Here is a 14,943-nt window from a genome sequence, read left to right as displayed (position 1 = left end):
TGCCCGCTTGTCATCTGACTATTTGCCCGCTTATTTACTCACTTATTTACTCAATTCATCGCCCATCTCGCGCCCCCGCTGCGCCGCCGCCTTGATGCCCTTGACGATGGCCGCCTTCACGCCGCTCTCTTCCATGCTGGTGAGGGCCGCGTAGGTGGTGCCGCCCTTTGACGTGACGCGCTCGCGCAGCAGAGACACGGGTTCGCTGGAGTTGGCCGCCAGCTGCGCCGCGCCCGTAAAGGTGGCAATGGCCAGCTGCGTGCCCTGCTCCGGCGTGAGACCCAGTTCGGCGGCCGCCTGCTGCATCGCTTCGATAAAATAAAACACATAGGCGGGACCGCTGCCGGAGACGGCCGTGACGGGGTCGATCTTGGCTTCGTCATCGAGCCAGACGGTCTGGCCGACGGCGCGCAGGATGGCGTCCGCCGTCTTTTTCTGTTCGTCGCTGACGCCGCTGCTGGCCACCATGCCGGTGATGCCCATGCCGATCAGCGCCGGCGTATTCGGCATGCAGCGCACGATGGCAGGGTAATCGCCAAGCCAGCGCGACAGGTCCAGCGCGCGGATGCCGGCGGCGATCGACAGGATCAGCGGCGCACGGGCCACGTCGATGAAAGGCAGCAGCTGCGCCGCCACCTCGCGCATGCTTTGCGGTTTCACGGCCAGCACGATCACGTCCACGCCGCGCAGCGCGTCGCTGGCGGACGTGGCCGTGGTGACGCCGAACTGCGCCTGCAGTTTTTCCAGCGCCGGCGCATGCGGGTCGATCACGTGGATGTTGCCGCCCAGGGTCAGCTTGCCCGCCAGGCCGGCGATCAGGGCCGAGGCCATATTGCCGCCGCCTACAAATGCGATGTTCAGTTCAGTCGTCATGGCTATGCTTTCATTGAAACAGTTAAGAGTAATGGCGGGAACCGAAGATGGCGCTGCCCACGCGCACGATGGTGGCGCCTTCCAGCACGGCGGCACGCAAATCGGCCGACATGCCCATCGAGAGCGTATCGAGCGCCAGCCCGTCGGCGTTCAGCTGTTCATACAGCGCGCGCAATTGCGCGAACGCAGCGCGCTGCAGCGTGATATCCGTTTCCGGCTCGGGGATGGCCATCAGGCCGCGCAGGCGCAAACGCGGCAGCTGCGCCACGGCATGCGCCAGCGCGGGCAAGTCGGCGGGCGCCACGCCGCTCTTGCTGGCCTCGCCGCTGATGTTGACTTGCAGACAGATATTCAAGTCCGGCAAGCCGGCCGGGCGCTGTTCGGACAGGCGCGCGGCGATCTTTTCGCGCTCGACCGTATGCACCCAGTCAAAATGTTCGGCGATGGGCCGCGTCTTGTTGCTCTGGATGGGACCGATGAAATGCCAGGCCAGCGCGCCCTGCGGCAAGGCCAGCTTGACGGCGGCGATCTTGTCGAGCGCTTCCTGCAGATAGTTTTCGCCAAACGCCGTCTGGCCCGCGCGCGCGGCCGCCAGCACGGCATCCGCGCCAAAGGTTTTCGAGACGGCCAGCAGGGTCACGGCATCCGGCGCGCGCCGCGCTTCCAGCGCCGCCTGCGCAATCGCGTCGCGCACGGCTTGCAAGTTCTGTTCGATTGTGGACATAATCATTTTCTAGTGGATAAGGGCTACAGCACCGTCAACGCCATTCGGTAGCCCATCAATGCAGGCACAGGGATTATAAATGGACATTTCCGAACTACTCGCTTTCTCCGTCAGCAACAAGGCTTCCGACTTGCACCTGTCTTCCGGCCTGCCGCCGATGATACGGGTGAACGGCGACGTGCGCCGCCTGAACGTGGCGCCGCTCGAGCACAAGGAAGTGCACAGCATGATCTACGACATCATGAACGACAGCCAGCGCAAGGCTTATGAAGAAGCGCTGGAATGCGATTTCTCGTTCGAGATCCCCGGCCTGGCCCGCTTCCGCGTGAATGCCTACAACCAGGAAAGGGGCGCCTCGGCCGTGCTGCGCACGATTCCATCCAAGGTGCTGACCCTGGAAGAACTCAACGCCCCGCGCATCTTCGGCGAACTGGCCATGCGTCCGCGCGGCCTCGTGCTGGTGACGGGGCCGACGGGTTCCGGCAAGTCGACCACCCTGGCGGCGATGGTCAACCACGTCAACGAGCGCCTGAACCACCATATTCTGACCATCGAAGACCCGATCGAATTCGTGCATGAACCGAAAAAATGCCTGATCAACCAGCGCGAGGTAGGCTCGCACACGCATTCCTTCAGCAATGCGCTGCGCTCGGCCCTGCGCGAAGACCCGGACGTGATTTTAGTGGGCGAATTGCGCGACCTGGAAACCATCCGCCTGGCGCTGACGGCGGCCGAAACGGGCCACCTGGTGTTCGGCACCCTGCACACCTCGTCGGCGGCGAAATCGATCGACCGCATCATCGACGTCTTCCCTGCCGAGGAAAAGGAAATGGTGCGCGCCATGCTGTCCGAATCCTTGCAAGCCGTGATCTCGCAAAACCTGCTGAAAACCAAGGATGGCACGGGCCGTGTGGCCGCGCATGAAATCATGCTGGCCACGCCGGCCGTGCGCAACCTGATCCGCGAAGCGAAAGTGGCGCAGATGTATTCGGCCATCCAGACGAGCGCCAACGTGGGCATGCAGACCCTGGACCAGTGCCTCTCGGACCTGGTGCGGCGCGGCACGATCACGGCGGAAACAGCCCGCTCGGCCGCCAAGTCGCCTGACAATTTCCCCGGATAAGCGCATGCAGACGACGCACGAACACTATGGCGCCATGCACGCGCTGCTGGCGCAGATGCGCGCACAGGGCGGCTCGGACCTGTTTATCACGGCAGGCTTTCCAGCGGCCATCAAGCTCGATGGCAAGCTGACGCCGCTGGGCGGCGGCGCGCTCGACGCGCAGCAGGCGGCCGGCTATGTGCGCGCCGTCATGAACGAACGCCAGGCGGCCGATTTTTCGGCCAGCCGCGAAGCCAATTTCGCCATCAGCCCGGACGGCCTGGGGCGTTTCCGCGTGTCCGCCTTCGTGCAGATGGGCCAGGCAGGCATGGTCTTGCGCACGATCAATACCAGCATCCCCCGCCTGGACGCACTGGGTTTACCCGCCGTCCTGCAAGACGTGGTGATGAGCAAGCGCGGCCTGGTCATCATGGTGGGCGCCACGGGCTGCGGCAAGTCGACCACCCTGGCGGCCATGGTGGGCCACCGCAACGCGCACAGCCATGGCCACATCATCACCATCGAAGACCCGGTGGAATTCATCCACCCGCACGGCAACTGCATCGTCACCCAGCGCGAAGTGGGCGTCGATACGGAAGACTGGGGCACGGCCCTGAAAAACACCCTGCGCCAGGCGCCGGACGTGATCCAGATCGGCGAGATCCGCGACCGGGACACCATGGACCATGCCATCGCGTTTGCCGAGACGGGCCATCTGTGCCTGGCCACCTTGCACGCGAATAATGCCAACCAGGCGCTCGACCGCATCATCAATTTCTTCCCCGAAGAACGGCGCCAGCAGTTGCTGATGGACCTGTCGCTCAATTTGAAGGGCATGATTTCACAGCGGCTGATCCCTGCCAAGCAAGGCGGCGGACGCAAGGCGGCGCTGGAAATCCTGCTGAACTCGCCACTGATGAGCGAGCTGATCTTCAAAGGACAGGTGCACGAGATCAAGGAATTGATGAAAAAATCGCGCGAACTGGGCATGCAGACCTTCGACCAGGCCCTGTTCGACCTGCACGAAGCGGGCCTGGTCAGCTATGAAGACGCACTGCGCAATGCCGATTCCGTCAACGATCTGCGCCTGAGCATCAAGCTCAACGGCAAGACGGCGCCGGAAGCGGCCGCGCCTGCGGGCGCCGTCAAGCTGGGGCTGCTCTGACATGGCCGGCATCCACGATTTCCAGGCCGAGGCATTGGACGGCACGCCCGTCGACCTGGCCCGCTACCAGGGCAAGGTGGTCCTGATCGTCAACACGGCCAGCGCCTGCGGCTTCACGCCGCAATACCAGGGGCTCGAAACGCTGTACCGCCAGTTCCGGGAGCAGGGCCTGGTGGTGCTGGGTTTTCCCTGCAATCAATTCCGCCACCAGGAACCAGGGTCGAATGCGGAAATAGGCGCTTTTTGCGAAAACAATTTCGGCGTCACCTTTCCCCTGTTCGCCAAGATCGACGTGAATGGCCGCCATGCCGAGCCTTTATTCGTCCATTTAAAACAGGCGGCGCCGGGTTTTCTGGGCACGCAAGCGATCAAATGGAATTTCACGAAGTTTTTGGTGCGCAAGGATGGCAGCGTTTTTCGCCGCTATGCGACGGTCAGCAAGCCGGCAAGCCTGGCGGCAGACATCGCGCAATTACTACAAGAATAAGCCTGGAAATACTTTGATTATCGACAATCATGCGAAATCAATAAAAGCGTATTTATTTCATGACTGATATCAATATTGTGTTTCAAATAGCAATTTTTCGGTGATAATGTTTGCATAATTATTCGCAGATATCGATCACAAAACGATGCCAGTCTTAGGGAAAATCTTTTCTACATGGATGCGGATGGGTTGTTATTCCCGTCTATTCATTCCTATTTTTTTCCTGATACTTGGCGTTTCCGCCGTCCGCTATCACACCCTGCTCGATGCGGAAACCAGCCTGGCCACCGCGCGCTACCGGAGTGACGCGCGCCAGCTCGACCTGTACCTGGCCAACACCGTGCTGCCCATGGCCGTGCGCACCGACATGGGCAGCATGCGCGACAGCGTGCGGCAGGCGCTGCGCGGCGCCCTGCCCCTGAACCGCAGCCTGGCGGCCGTCCGCTGGAACAGCGCCTCCGAGCATATCGAAGTGCTAGCCGACAGCCAGCGGGCCGACGAGCTGGCGGCCACGGTACCGGCGTGGTTTGTGCGCTTGGCCGGCATCTCGGCCATCAGCAGCCGCCTGACGGTGGCGCTGCCCGACGGCGGCGATGGCGTGCTCGACCTGCATTACACGCCGCACCTGCCACTGACCCAGGTCTGGCACAACCTGCGCCACCAGGCCGTGCTGAGCACCATCAATGTGCTGCTCATCTACGTGCTGCTGGGCCTGATACTGGCCTCGCACCGCAAGCTGCTGGCGCGGCTGGTGCAGGCCACCGACCGCTTCCGCGGCGGCGACTTCAGCGTACGCATGGCTGCCGGCGCCACGCCCGAGGCGCAAGCCGTGGCGCGCTCGGTCAACAGCATGGCCGGCGATGTCGAAGAACTGCTGACCTCGCTCAAGACCAGCCAGCGCCAGCTGGGCGAACAGCTGAATGAAACCGTGCATATGCAGCAGGCGCTGCAAAAGCTGTCCTGGCAAAACTATAACGACGTGCTGACTGGCCTGCCCAACCGCGCCGCGCTGGCCGCCCGCTTCGAGCAGGAACTGTTTCTCGCCCGCGAACGCCAGCGCCTGCTGGCCGTGTGCCTGTTCGACCTCGACCACTTCCAGACCATCAACGACCGCTGCGGTGCCGAGGCCGGCGATGAAATTCTCAAGCAGGTGGCGGGCCGCCTGCATGCGTTCACGGGCCAGGCGCACTATGTGGCGCGCCTGGGCGGCGATGAATTCGTCCTGCTGCTGTGCGGCCAGGCCAGCATCGCCAGCATCGAACAGAACGTCACGCAGCTGATGAGCGAGCTGAGCCGTCCCTACCAGTGCGACCAGCAGGCGCTGCACATGACGGCCAGCGCCGGCATCGCCGTGTATGCGGGCAAGGACTTGAATACGGAAAGCCTGCTGCGCCACGCCGACCACGCCGTCTACCAGGCGAAATTAACGGGGCGCAACCAGTACCACTTCTTCGACACCAACCTCGACGAGGAAGTGCGCACCCACCACAACCAGCGCACGGAAGTGCGCCAGGCCCTGATCAATGGCGAGCTGCGGCTGTACTACCAGCCCAAGGTCAACATGCGCGCCGGCACGGTGGTGGGCATGGAAGCGCTGCTGCGCTGGCAGCATCCGCGCCGCGGCGTGCTGGCGCCGGCGCAGTTCCTGCCGCTGGTCGAACAGACCGACCTGATCATCGATATCGGCGAATGGGTGCTGCGCCAGGCCCTGTGGCAGATGCAGCGCTGGGCGGCAAGCGGCAAGCACTGGGTGGTCAGCGTGAATATCGCGGCACGCCATTTCCAGCAGCCCGATTTCGTCTCGCGCCTGAAAACCATCCTCGGCGAATTTCCCGGCGTGCGCGCCAGCATGCTGGAACTGGAAATCCTCGAATCGTCGGCCCTGCACGACATCGAACACGTGCGCCGCATCATCCGCGCCTGCCAGGCGCTGGGCATCACCTTCGCCCTCGACGATTTCGGCACCGGTTATTCCTCGATGTCCTACCTGAAACGGCTGCCGGCGAATATCGTCAAGATCGACCAGAGCTTCGTGCGCAACATGCTCAACGACCCCGACGACCTGCACCTGGTGCGTGCCGTCATCGGCCTGGCCCGTTCATTTTCCCTGACGGTGATCGCCGAAGGCGTCGAAAGCATCGAGCATGGCGCGCGCCTGATCCAGCTGGGCTGCGACCTGGCGCAAGGCTACGGCATCGCCCGCCCCATGCCGGCCGACGCCGTGCTGGAATGGGCGAACCATTTTATCCCTGCGCCGCAGTGGCGTATCGCCCAGTTCAGCGAAAGCCCCGTGTAAACACCTGGCCAAACCGGCCTTCCGCTCGCTACGGTTTTGTCAGGTGTTCATTCGTACTGGAATGAATCAAAGCTGAATCGATCAACTCGATCCAGTGCCGCACGGGCGTTTCCGTGCCCGACTGCAGATGCGTGAGGCAGCCGATGTTGGCCGAGACGATGACGTCCGGCGCGCACGCTTCCAGGTTCGCCACCTTGTTGTCACGCAACTGCTGTGACAGTTCCGGCTGCAAAATCGAATACGTGCCGGCCGAACCGCAGCACAAATGGCTGTCCGCGCACAGGCGCACGTCGACGCCGACGGCGCGCAGCACCTGCTCCACCTTGCCGCGGATCTGCTGGCCATGCTGCAGCGTGCACGGCGGGTGGTATGCCACCCGCTGCGCGATCTTGCCTTGCAGCCGCGCCGCCAGTTCCGCTTCGAATGCCGGCATGATCTCGGACAGGTCGCGCGTCAGTTCCGCGATGCGCCGCGCCTTCTGCGCATAGTTGGCATCGTGCGCCAGCAGGTGCCCGTATTCCTTGACGGTGGCGCCGCAGCCCGACGCCGTCATGACGATGGCTTCCGCACTTTCCACATACGGCCACCAGGCGTCGATATTGCGGCGCATGTCGTCCAGCGCCGCCTCCTGGTCGTTCAGGTGATGGCGCAGCGCGCCGCAGCAGCCGGCCTTGGGCGCGACGATCAGCTGCACGCCCAGCGCATCGAGCACGCGCACCGTGGCCGCGTTGATGTTGGGCGACATGGCCGGCTGCACGCAGCCGTCGAGCAGCAGCATCGTGCGCGCATGCTGGCGCATTGGCCATGCGCCGGCCTTTTCTCCCGGGCGCAGCTTGTCCTGCAAGCTTTTCGAGAGCAGCGGGCGCAGCGCCTGGCCCGCCTTGTACACGGGCGTAAACAGCCAGCGGCGCGGCAAGGCTTCCTTCAGGACGAAGCGCAGCGCGCGCTCGCGCAAGGGCCGCTGCACGCGCTGCTCGACGACGCTGCGGCCGATATCGACCAGGCGCCCGTACCGCACCCCGGACGGACAGGTCGATTCGCAGTTGCGGCAGGTCAGGCAGCGGTCCAGGTGCGTCTGCGTCTTGGCCGTGACGGGTGCGCCTTCCAGCACCTGCTTGATCAGGTAAATGCGGCCGCGCGGGCCATCGAGTTCGTCGCCCAGCAACTGGTACGTGGGACAGGTGGCCGTGCAAAAGCCGCAGTGCACGCAGGCGCGCAGGATGGCTTCCGCTTCGTCGCCTGCCGGCGTGTTCTTGATGAAATCGGCGAGATTGGTTTGCATGCGCTCAATCCATTCTGTGCGGGTTGAAGATGCCGGCCGGGTCGAAAGCCTGCCGCAGGCGCCGGTGGATGGCGGCGATGGCCGGCGCCAGCGGGTGGAACACGCCTGCGGCCTTGTCGCCGCCACGGAACAGGGTGGCGTGGCCGCCGGCGGCCGCCACGGCCTGGCGGATCTGCCGGGCGCCGGCGGCATCCGCGTCGCCATCGGGCCTGAGCCAGCGCTGCGCCCCGCCCCACTCGATCAGCTGGCGTCCTTGCAGGATGATGGCGCTGGCGTGCGGCGGCAGCGACAGCCGCCACAGGCTGCCGGCGCCCGCGAAGAAAGCGTGCGTCTGCTCGCGCAGCGCGGCCCAGAAGACGGCCGCGTCTTCCTGTTCCAGCACCTCGCCGCCCAGCGACTGCAAGGCCGCCGAGACGGCCGCGTCGGCCCCTGACAGGCGTACCGTCAGCACGCCGTCATGCCAGCAACTGGCGGAAATGGGCAACGGCTTGCCGGCCCATTCATTGAGCAGGCGCAGGGCGGCAATTTCCGCGCACGGCAAGCGCAACGTCGCTTCGCACAGCGGCAAGGGCAGCACTTTCAACGACACCTCCAGGATCAGGCCCAGGGTGCCCATGGATCCCGCCAGCAGGCGAGAGACATCGTAGCCGGCCACGTTTTTCATCACTTGCCCGCCAAAGGCCAGGCGTTCGCCATGGCCATCCATCAGCACGGCGCCCAGCACGAAGTCACGCACGGCGCCCGCGCTGGCGCGGCGCGGCCCGGACAAGGCGCACGCCACGACACCGCCAACGGTGGCGCCAGGGCCGAAGTGCGGCGGCTCGAACGCCAGCATCTGGTTGCGCGCGGCCAGCACCGCCTCGATTTCGGCCAGCGGCGTGCCGCAGCGGGCTGTGATCACCAGCTCCGTCGGTTCATAGTCGATGATGCCCGCATAGGCGCGCGTATCGAGCACCTGGCCTGCCGGCGGCCCGCCATACCAATCCTTGCTGCCGCCGCCGCGCAGGCGCAAGGGGGTGCCGGCCGCGCTGGCCGCCAGGATCTGCTGCCTGAATTGTTCCACGATCGCTTGCAAAAGAGTCTCCGGCAAATTAAAAACGCGGCAGGTTGGCGAACGGCAGCCGCCCCGCCGTCACGTGCATCTTGCCGAATTCGGCACAGCGGTTCAAGGTGGGAATCGCCTTGTCGGGGTTCAGCAAAGTGTGGGGATCGAAGGCGCGCTTGACGGCAAAAAAGGCATCGAGTTCGGCGCGCGTAAACTGCACGCACATGGAATTGATCTTTTCCATGCCCACGCCATGTTCGCCCGTGATGGTGCCGCCGACCGCCACGCACAGCGCCAGGATGTCCGCGCCGAACGCTTCAGCGCGCTCGAATTCGCCGGGCATGTTGGCGTCGAACAGGATCAGCGGATGCAGGTTGCCGTCGCCCGCGTGGAACACGTTCGCGCAGCGCAAGCCATGCGTCTTTTCCATGGCGGCGATCCCCGTCAACACTTCCGCCAGTTTTTTGCGCGGGATGGTGCCGTCCATGCAGTAGTAATCGGGCGAGATGCGCCCCGCTGCGGGAAACGCGTTTTTGCGACCGGACCAGAATTTCATGCGCTCCGCTTCCGACTGCGACACGGCAATCGCGCTGGCGCCCGCCCCTTCCAGCACGGCCGTCATGCGCGCGATTTCCTCTTCCACTTCCTCGTGCGTGCCATCGGCCTCGCACAGCAAAATGGCGGCCGCGTCGATGTCGTAGCCGGCCTTGACGAACGGCTCGACCATGCGCGAGGAAGTCTGGTCCATCATTTCCAGGCCGGCCGGGATGATGCCGGCGGCGATCACGTTGGCCACCGCGTTGCCGCCCGTGACGACGTCGCCGAACGAGGCCATGATGACCCGCGCCGTGGCCGGCTTGGGCACCAGCTTTACCGTCACTTCCGTGACGATGCCCAGCATGCCTTCGGAGCCGATGAAGACGGCCAGCAGGTCGAGGCCAGGCGAGTCCAGTGATTCGCCACCCAGTTCCAGCACCTCGCCGTCGATGGTGACGACGCGTACGCGCAGCACGTTGTGCACGGTCAGCCCGTATTTCAGGCAATGCACGCCGCCCGAGTTTTCCGCCACGTTGCCGCCGATGCTGCAGGCGATCTGCGACGACGGGTCGGGCGCGTAGTACAGCGCATGGGGTGCTGCCGCTTCGGAGATGGCCAGGTTGCGCACGCCAGGCTGCACGACTGCCGTGCGCGCATACGCATCGAGGCGCACGATGCGGTTCAAACGCGCCGTCGACAGCACCACGCCATCGGCGATCGGCAAGGCGCCGCCGGACAGGCCCGTGCCGGCGCCGCGCGGCACGATCGGCACCTGCAACTCGCGGCAGACGCCGAGGATGGCGATGACCTGTTCTTCCGTGTCGGGCAAGGTCACCACCATGGGCAGCTGGCGGTAGGCGGCCAGGCCATCGCATTCATACGGGCGCGTATCTTCGGCGTCGGACAGCACGCAGCGTGCCGGCAGCACGGCCAGCAGGGCCGCGACGACGGCGTGCTGGCGCGCGGCGGTCAATCCGGGATCAGGGACGGCATTGAGCATAAGATGAGAGGCAAATGGACATGGGCGTGCAACGATTGTAAGCACAAAAGTGGCGCGCAGCGCGTTTTTTGTCACCATGGCGGGCAAATGCGCACCCGGCAGGCACGCAGTGTCGTATGCTGCCCCCATTCTTCTTTACAGGATCAGATCATGGGCAACCGACTTTCGAAAATCGCCACGCGCACGGGCGACAATGGCAGCACCGGCCTGGGCGACGGCAGCCGCACCAGCAAGGACAGCGCGCGCATCCACGCCATGGGCGACGTGGACGAACTCAATTCCAACCTGGGATTGCTGCTGTGCGAAGACATGCCCGACGCCTTGCGCGGCGAGCTGGTGGCCATCCAGCACGATCTGTTCGACCTGGGTGGCGAAATCTGCATTCCCGGCTACCAGCTGATCAAGGAAGAGCATGTGCTGCGCCTCGATGACCTGCTGGCGAAATACAATGCGGACTTGCCGGCCCTCTCCGAATTCATCCTGCCGGCCGGCTCGCGCGCCGCCTCGCTGGCGCATGTGTGCCGCACCGTCTGCCGCCGCGCCGAGCGCAGCATCGTCGCGCTGGCCAATGCGGAACCCCTGCACGAACATCCGCGCCAGTACGTGAACCGCCTGTCGGACCTGCTGTTCGTGCTGTCGCGCGTGCTCAACCGCTTTGCCGGCGGCAGCGACGTGCTGTGGCGGCATGACCGCTCGCGCGGATGACATACAAAATGGCGATGCCGGTCAAACAGCATCGCCGTGGATTACCAGGCTGGCGGAAGCTCGCTAGCCGCAAGCCTGCAGGCACGCTTTATTGACGCGCACGCAGGCAGGAACCTTGAACTCCGGCACACAGGCATCGAGCGCCATATGGCACTCGGACTGGCATTCCGAAATGTCGGCGCTACTTCTGGCCAGGGCATACGAGGCGCTGGCGCCCATGGCAAACAAAAAGAAACCCGGTTTTTTAAACATCGGTACTCCCTTGTATGAATGGCGGGCGATAACGGCGATGCACGGGCGCCGCCCCTTAGCGCCAGCTCAATACCGGGCTTTGCGTGCCGCGGCGCTATTGCTCGCCTAGCGCAGGCATTGATTCATGCACGCCCTGTAATTCGTCAGGCAGGCCGGCTGGTCGAATTCCACGCAATCGAGCATGTTGCGTTCACAGACGAAAGTGCAATCCGGGCTACCCGCCTGCACATTGAAGGACAGGGCCGCACCGGCGGCAAACAGGAAAGCGGCAAGCTTTTTGAACATGGTCAGCCTTTCAAGTTAAAAGTGCAGCTCAGATTTTCTTCAGCGCCGCTTCCAGCGCGCCCGTATTGAACCCCTGGATCTTGCGGTTGCCGATCAAGACCACGGGCACGCCGCCGCCGCCGAGTTCCGCATGGGCTTTTTTCGCTTCCGGCGACTTTTCAATATCGAGATCGACGAAGTCAATCTTGTTTTCCTTGAAATACGCACGCGTCTTGGCGCAATAACCGCACCAGTCCGTGCCATATAACACCACCTTGGCTTGCGCATTCGGGAAATACGCGGCGTAATTGCCTTCCGTGTAATTCGATTTGAATAAACCGGGCAACAAGGACAGGCCATAGCCGCTGCCCAGGCCGGCGGCCAGGATCACGCCATACATGGCGATCGTTTTCAGTTTCTTTTGCATCATGAAGCCACCTTGACGTCATTAATTCCAAGCCGGGGGATTGTCCGCCCCCGGCAAACCTGGTTTGCTTAATTCGCGGCGCATTCGGCCTTGCAACCATTAAACAGGGCGATGCAGGTATCCCTGGCATGGCCAGCATCCATGCAATCGGTAAAGGCGCCGAAGCACTCGGTCTTGCAACTGCTCAATCCGTCGCCTGCTGCCCCCACCGAATAGGATGCGCTGACACCAATGGCAAACAGGAAAAGTGCGATCTTTTTAAACATTTTCTACTTTCGATTGATTGGAAAGAGGCTGCGCCCGCAATGCGATGCTTATTAGCTTATAAAATATACATCCCACAAAATCGAATATAGAGCGCACTTATTTTAGAGTCAACGTTTCCCTTCGATATATTTTCGTTTTATTAAATATACCGGCGAAGCCCTTGGAATGTGGAATTTGGAGAGATTGGCGGGCGCCAAACGTCTATACAATATTGGCGCCGCAAGCAGCAAAAAGGCCGGTTGCGGGCGCAACCGGCCGAGCGGCTGCCACCCGTCCGGGCAACGTTTCAGCGTGCCGCTGTCACGGCGTTCCGGCCTGCATCGCCCGCACATGCTCACGCAGCAAGCCGCGCAGCAGTTGCACCTGCGCCACGGCATCGGCCTGCAAGGACGTCAAGCCCGTGCTGGCGCAGGGGCCGGGGGCGGCGACGTCCGCCTCGCCGCGCAGCAGCGCATCGATCTCCGTGCTGACGGCGGCGATCCAGCGCTGCAGCTCCGGCGTGGCCGGCTCGGCCAGGGGACTCAGGCTGATGCGCGCCGTGCTGCCCGCCACGCGGCGCAGCAGCGGCAAGGTACGCAGCGCCGCCAGGCCCACGCCGCTACTGCGGTCCAGCCGGCGCTCGATACGCAGGCGCTGCAAGACTTGCTCGGCGTTATTGCTGGCCAGCCCCGCCTCGCGGCGCAGACGGGCGATGGCGCTATCCCATTTACCACCGGCCGCCAGCACGGCCAGCAGATATTTCAGGTTGGCCGACACGGCTTTCGCCAGGCGCTGGTCCAGGTCGTCCGCCTCGCGGTCGGGCCACAGGAAGAACGTGGCCAGCAAGGCCAGCAGGCAGCCCAGCACATTGTTGCCCAGGCGGCTCAGCGCGTACACCATCTCGCTGGCCGGCGCCGCATAGTCGGCCACCAGCACGAAGGCCGGCGTCATGAACAGCACGTGCAGGCTGTAGCTGACCCGGCGCAAGGCCATGGTGGCGACGATCAGGGGAAACACCACCAGCGAAATGCCCAGCGGCGTATGGATGACCAGGCCGATCAGCACGGCCAGCACGGCGCCCAGCACGCTGCCCGTCACGCGCTCGATGCCGCGCGGCCAGGTGGTCGACACGGATGGCTGCAGTATCAGCAAGGTGGCCATGGTGGCCCAGTAGCCGAAGGGAATGTGCAGCGCCTCGACCAGCAGGAAGCCGGCCGTCGTCGCCAGCGAGACGCGCGCCGCGTGGCGCCAGCTCAGCGACTGCGGCGTGGCATTGACTTTCAGGGTTTGCCACGCCTGCCCCAGCGCCAGGAAAGCCGCTTCGCGCCATGGCAGCTGCGTCGCGCGCGGCATGCCCAGATCCATGAATTCCACATTCAGGCGCAACGGCAGCAAGGCACCCAGCGCCGCCTCCAGGCGCCGGCCGCAGGCGGCCAGGCGGCGCTGCCATTCCAGCGGCGGCGTTTCCGGCCGGCGCTGCAGCGACTGGCCCAGGCGGTGCAGCAGCACGGCCATCACTTCCAGGCTGCGCCGCGCGCGCGGGTCCTGGCGCAGGCGCTGCTGGTCGCGCTCGCACGAGTGCGTGACGGCGATCAGGTAGGCGAAGATGCGTTCGGCGTCGCTGAGCGCCAGCAGCAGATTGTCGTACAGGCTGCTGCGCCCTGCGCGCGACGGCGGCACGGCAGCCAGCGCCACCCGCGCCGCTTCCAGCGCGGCGCGCGCCTGCGAACGGTAGCTGGCGCCATGCGCGCCGCCGGCCGGCTGCGCCGGATCGCCCTGCAGGAAGCGCGCATTGTCGCGCGCGATGCCGGCCAGGCGGGAGTAGGCGGCGCGGATGGCGCGCCGGCTGGGGCCGAACGGGTGGATGCGCCATACCGTAAAGCTGAGAATTGTGGCAGACAGGCAGCCAAACATGTACAAGCCCAGGAACGGCGCGCTTTGCGTCATGGAGTCGAGCGGGTGCGTGACCATGACCACGCTGGCCGTGGCAGCCAGGATCGCCACTTGCGCCGTGGCCGCACCCCAGATGCGCGCCAGCGCGCCGGCCCAGGAAAACACCAGCACGGCGATGGCCGCTGTCGCCAGGCCGTGGCCGGCCGCCAGCGCCGCCAAGCCGCCTGCAACCGTGGACAGCAAGCCGAAGCCCACCATCGACATGAAACGCATGCGCCGCGTGCCGGCCGCGTCGGCCAGGCAAGTCCAGAAGGCGCCGATGGCGGCCCAGGAAAAATCGGGATGGTCGAAGAATAAGCCCAGCAACAACATGGCGCTGGAAGCGCAGGCGGCGCGCAAGCCTTCGGACAGATTCGTTTCATCGATGGCCAGGGTGACCATCCACAGGGGACGGCGCTGCGCCAGCGTGTCGGTATAGGCGTGCAAGCCCGTCAGCCAGCGGTTAGCCAGGCCGCGCGCACGACGGTGAAATTTCCTGAAATGCAAGGTGGACTTTGAAAGGGGTATCAAAGCGTCATCGTAGCATTCCCGGGCAAAAAATGTTGCAGTGCAATGTAAATGACCGGTGGCGAAAAAAAAGCGGCA

15 protein-coding genes are annotated in these 14,943 nt (G+C 64.3%); 5 read left to right on the top strand and 10 right to left on the bottom strand.

The window, feature by feature from the left end; all coding sequences use genetic code 11:
* Nucleotides 1-42 precede the first annotated feature (42 nt).
* Both proC and ACQ4WR_RS20080 read right to left on the bottom strand, forming a co-directional pair.
* Nucleotides 43-873, bottom strand: coding sequence for a pyrroline-5-carboxylate reductase (gene proC, locus ACQ4WR_RS20085; RefSeq protein ID WP_102295859.1), 831 nt, complete (start codon nucleotides 871-873; stop codon nucleotides 43-45).
* Between the two features lie 22 nt (nucleotides 874-895).
* On the bottom strand, nucleotides 896-1,597 hold the full coding sequence (locus ACQ4WR_RS20080) for a YggS family pyridoxal phosphate-dependent enzyme (RefSeq protein ID WP_102295873.1): 702 nt from the start codon (nucleotides 1,595-1,597) through the stop codon (nucleotides 896-898).
* A 79-nt stretch (nucleotides 1,598-1,676) separates the two neighbouring features.
* Here ACQ4WR_RS20080 and ACQ4WR_RS20075 point away from each other — a divergent pair, with 79 nt between their 5' ends.
* From ACQ4WR_RS20075 to ACQ4WR_RS20060, 4 genes are all read left to right on the top strand, one after another.
* Nucleotides 1,677-2,720, top strand: a complete 1,044-nt coding sequence (locus tag ACQ4WR_RS20075) for a type IV pilus twitching motility protein PilT (protein ID WP_436489473.1) — start codon at nucleotides 1,677-1,679, stop codon at nucleotides 2,718-2,720.
* A gap of 4 nt (nucleotides 2,721-2,724) precedes the next feature.
* Complete coding sequence (locus tag ACQ4WR_RS20070; RefSeq protein WP_180979457.1) at nucleotides 2,725-3,864, top strand: PilT/PilU family type 4a pilus ATPase; 1,140 nt, start codon at nucleotides 2,725-2,727, stop codon at nucleotides 3,862-3,864.
* A gap of 1 nt (nucleotide 3,865) precedes the next feature.
* Nucleotides 3,866-4,351 (top strand): glutathione peroxidase, encoded by a 486-nt coding sequence (locus tag ACQ4WR_RS20065; RefSeq protein ID WP_436489470.1) that lies wholly within the window; start codon nucleotides 3,866-3,868, stop codon nucleotides 4,349-4,351.
* 184 nt (nucleotides 4,352-4,535) lie between these two features.
* Nucleotides 4,536-6,647, top strand: a complete 2,112-nt coding sequence (locus ACQ4WR_RS20060; RefSeq protein WP_102295865.1) for a putative bifunctional diguanylate cyclase/phosphodiesterase — start codon at nucleotides 4,536-4,538, stop codon at nucleotides 6,645-6,647.
* A 28-nt stretch (nucleotides 6,648-6,675) separates the two neighbouring features.
* On the opposite strand, the gene glcF is transcribed toward ACQ4WR_RS20060, so the two are convergent.
* From glcF to ACQ4WR_RS20045, 3 genes are read right to left on the bottom strand one after another with little or no spacing between them, the layout of a single operon-like run.
* Complete coding sequence (gene glcF, locus ACQ4WR_RS20055; RefSeq protein WP_436489468.1) at nucleotides 6,676-7,929, bottom strand: glycolate oxidase subunit GlcF; 1,254 nt, start codon at nucleotides 7,927-7,929, stop codon at nucleotides 6,676-6,678.
* A 4-nt stretch (nucleotides 7,930-7,933) separates the two neighbouring features.
* Nucleotides 7,934-9,004, bottom strand: coding sequence for a glycolate oxidase subunit GlcE (gene glcE, locus ACQ4WR_RS20050; RefSeq protein ID WP_436489466.1), 1,071 nt, complete (start codon nucleotides 9,002-9,004; stop codon nucleotides 7,934-7,936).
* A 16-nt stretch (nucleotides 9,005-9,020) separates the two neighbouring features.
* The gene (locus ACQ4WR_RS20045; protein ID WP_436489464.1) at nucleotides 9,021-10,511 is read right to left on the bottom strand and encodes an FAD-linked oxidase C-terminal domain-containing protein; all 1,491 of its coding nucleotides are present in this window, start codon (nucleotides 10,509-10,511) and stop codon (nucleotides 9,021-9,023) included.
* A 150-nt stretch (nucleotides 10,512-10,661) separates the two neighbouring features.
* Here ACQ4WR_RS20045 and ACQ4WR_RS20040 point away from each other — a divergent pair, with 150 nt between their 5' ends.
* Entirely contained in the window at nucleotides 10,662-11,216 is a 555-nt protein-coding gene (locus ACQ4WR_RS20040; protein ID WP_436489462.1) for a cob(I)yrinic acid a,c-diamide adenosyltransferase, read from the top strand.
* Between the two features lie 63 nt (nucleotides 11,217-11,279).
* Here the strand turns inward: ACQ4WR_RS20040 and ACQ4WR_RS20035 are convergent, their stop codons facing one another.
* From ACQ4WR_RS20035 to ACQ4WR_RS20015, 5 genes are all read right to left on the bottom strand, one after another.
* Nucleotides 11,280-11,468, bottom strand: a complete 189-nt coding sequence (locus ACQ4WR_RS20035) for a hypothetical protein (RefSeq protein WP_436489460.1) — start codon at nucleotides 11,466-11,468, stop codon at nucleotides 11,280-11,282.
* Nucleotides 11,469-11,573: 105 nt separating this feature from the next.
* On the bottom strand, nucleotides 11,574-11,753 hold the full coding sequence (locus tag ACQ4WR_RS20030; protein WP_102296621.1) for a hypothetical protein: 180 nt from the start codon (nucleotides 11,751-11,753) through the stop codon (nucleotides 11,574-11,576).
* 28 nt (nucleotides 11,754-11,781) lie between these two features.
* Entirely contained in the window at nucleotides 11,782-12,162 is a 381-nt protein-coding gene (locus ACQ4WR_RS20025) for a glutaredoxin family protein (RefSeq protein WP_258003099.1), read from the bottom strand.
* 65 nt (nucleotides 12,163-12,227) lie between these two features.
* Entirely contained in the window at nucleotides 12,228-12,425 is a 198-nt protein-coding gene (locus ACQ4WR_RS20020) for a hypothetical protein (protein ID WP_102296622.1), read from the bottom strand.
* A gap of 301 nt (nucleotides 12,426-12,726) precedes the next feature.
* On the bottom strand, nucleotides 12,727-14,784 hold the full coding sequence (locus ACQ4WR_RS20015; protein ID WP_436489457.1) for an FUSC family protein: 2,058 nt from the start codon (nucleotides 14,782-14,784) through the stop codon (nucleotides 12,727-12,729).
* Nucleotides 14,785-14,943 lie beyond the last annotated feature (159 nt).

The organism is Janthinobacterium amylolyticum (genome assembly GCF_051380655.1).
Classification (GTDB): Bacteria; Pseudomonadota; Gammaproteobacteria; order Burkholderiales; family Burkholderiaceae_D; genus Janthinobacterium.
Note: the sequence above shows the minus strand (reverse complement) of the source record. Positions and strands in the feature narration are given on the sequence as shown.

Excerpts from the sequence above, each read along its gene's own strand:
- ACQ4WR_RS20030 (WP_102296621.1), bottom strand. The coding sequence starts at position 11,753 with ATGTTCAAAAAGCTTGCCGCTTTCCTGTTTGCCGCCGGTGCGGCCCTG.
- ACQ4WR_RS20025 (WP_258003099.1), bottom strand. The coding sequence starts at position 12,162 with ATGATGCAAAAGAAACTGAAAACGATCGCCATGTATGGCGTGATCCTG.
- proC (WP_102295859.1), bottom strand. The coding sequence starts at position 873 with ATGACGACTGAACTGAACATCGCATTTGTAGGCGGCGGCAATATGGCC.
- ACQ4WR_RS20075 (WP_436489473.1), top strand. The coding sequence starts at position 1,677 with ATGGACATTTCCGAACTACTCGCTTTCTCCGTCAGCAACAAGGCTTCC.
- ACQ4WR_RS20040 (WP_436489462.1), top strand. The coding sequence starts at position 10,662 with ATGGGCAACCGACTTTCGAAAATCGCCACGCGCACGGGCGACAATGGC.
- glcF (WP_436489468.1), bottom strand. The coding sequence starts at position 7,929 with ATGCAAACCAATCTCGCCGATTTCATCAAGAACACGCCGGCAGGCGAC.
- ACQ4WR_RS20080 (WP_102295873.1), bottom strand. The coding sequence starts at position 1,597 with ATGTCCACAATCGAACAGAACTTGCAAGCCGTGCGCGACGCGATTGCG.
- ACQ4WR_RS20060 (WP_102295865.1), top strand. The coding sequence starts at position 4,536 with ATGGGTTGTTATTCCCGTCTATTCATTCCTATTTTTTTCCTGATACTT.
- ACQ4WR_RS20020 (WP_102296622.1), bottom strand. The coding sequence starts at position 12,425 with ATGTTTAAAAAGATCGCACTTTTCCTGTTTGCCATTGGTGTCAGCGCA.
- ACQ4WR_RS20045 (WP_436489464.1), bottom strand. The coding sequence starts at position 10,511 with ATGCTCAATGCCGTCCCTGATCCCGGATTGACCGCCGCGCGCCAGCAC.
- ACQ4WR_RS20070 (WP_180979457.1), top strand. The coding sequence starts at position 2,725 with ATGCAGACGACGCACGAACACTATGGCGCCATGCACGCGCTGCTGGCG.
- ACQ4WR_RS20035 (WP_436489460.1), bottom strand. The coding sequence starts at position 11,468 with ATGTTTAAAAAACCGGGTTTCTTTTTGTTTGCCATGGGCGCCAGCGCC.
- ACQ4WR_RS20065 (WP_436489470.1), top strand. The coding sequence starts at position 3,866 with ATGGCCGGCATCCACGATTTCCAGGCCGAGGCATTGGACGGCACGCCC.